This window comes from Streptomyces sp. UNOC14_S4 (genome assembly GCF_020740835.1).
Classification (GTDB): domain Bacteria; phylum Actinomycetota; class Actinomycetes; order Streptomycetales; family Streptomycetaceae; genus Streptomyces.
This window is the reverse complement of the sequence record NZ_JAINFC010000935.1, coordinates 1-1,239: the sequence shown is the minus strand read 5'-3', so window position 1 is coordinate 1,239 and position 1,239 is coordinate 1. Positions and strand designations below refer to the sequence as shown.

General features: G+C 73.1%; 1 protein-coding gene and 1 pseudogene. One reads left to right on the top strand and one right to left on the bottom strand.

The window, feature by feature from the left end; genetic code table 11:
• Positions 1-763, top strand: a pseudogene (locus K6I34_RS37140) (hypothetical protein); the annotation flags it as partial.
• Here the strand turns inward: K6I34_RS37140 and K6I34_RS37135 are convergent.
• Positions 691-1,203 carry a GtrA family protein gene (locus K6I34_RS37135; protein ID WP_229332418.1) on the bottom strand — a complete coding sequence of 171 codons (513 nt, stop codon included), beginning with the start codon at positions 1,201-1,203 and terminating at the stop codon, positions 691-693. The pseudogene K6I34_RS37140 and the gene K6I34_RS37135 sit on opposite strands and share 73 nt — an antisense overlap.
• Between the last annotated feature and the right edge of the window lie 36 nt (positions 1,204-1,239).

Genomic DNA, 1,239 nt, shown 5'->3' with positions numbered 1-1,239 from the left:
GGCGGGCACCGCGTACGCGTGCGTGGCGCTGTGGGCCTGCTCGCCGTACGCGTTCGCGCTGTGGGTGCCGTACTCGGAGGCGGTCTTCAGCGCCGCCCTCGTGTGGTGCCTGGTGGCGCTGCTGAGGCGCCGCTGGCTGCTCGCCGCCGGGCTGTGCGCGCTGGCGGGGACCGTGCGGCCCACGGCCTCGGTGCTGGTCGGCACGGTGGTGCTGACCGCGGGGTGGGCGGTGGTCAAGCGGCGGGACGGCTGGCGGCCGTGGGCGGCCGTGGTGACGGCGCCGCTGGGGCTGCTGGGGTGCTGGCTCTACCTGGGCGGCAAGGTGGGCCGGGTGGACGGCTGGTTCGAGGCGGAGCGCGCGTGGGACCAGTCGTTCGACTTCGGCCGGGGCACCGCGCACGTGCTCAAGGGGATGCTGCTCTACCACCACACGGGCCGGGCCGGTGACCTGCGTGGCGCGGTGGTGCTGGGGCTGGTGGTGCTCACGGCGATCGGGGTGCTGGCCCTCGCGCTGGACCGGAGCGTGCCGCGGTCGCTGGTGGTGCTGGTCGCCGGGGCGTGGGTGCTGATGGTGGGGACACCGGGCTCGCCGCTGTCCAAACCACGCTTCATGCTTCCGTTCCTGCCGGTTCTGCTGCTGTTGGTGGCCAGGCCGCTCGCGCGTGCTCCGCTTGGGGTGCGGGTATGTCTTTACGGCGGAGGTGCGGTGGTCTCGGGGTGGTACGCGGCGGGGTTGCTCGTGCTGTTCACGGGGTCGCCGTGAGACGAGGGGCCGCTGTCGCCGGTGTGCCGTCCACGGCCCGGCAGGGCGCGGAACACCCAGGCGCGGTAGGACCAGAAGCGGAAGAGCGTGGCCGCGCCGATGCCGAGGAACTTGAACAGGTTGTTCTCGAACGGCGTGTCCCATCCGCACCAGTAGGTGGCGGCGTAGAGGATGCCGTTCTCGATGACCAGGCCGGCGGCGCTGAAGGCGGCGAAGAGGGCCACCTCCCGGGCGCGGTGGCTCCTGTCGCGGTCCCGGTAGGCGAAGTGGCGCAGCCCCGCGTAGTTGAAGGCGATGGCGACCACGGTGGCGAGCACGCTGCACCGGACGACGGGCAGGGGCGTGACGGCGCGGCAGAGGTTGAAGACCGCGAGGTTGACGACGATCCCCAGGCCGCCGACCGTGCCGAACTTCGCGAATTCCCGGGCGAGGGCCGCCAGTGGTGCCGGGCCGGAGGAGCCGGAGGGGTCAGAGGG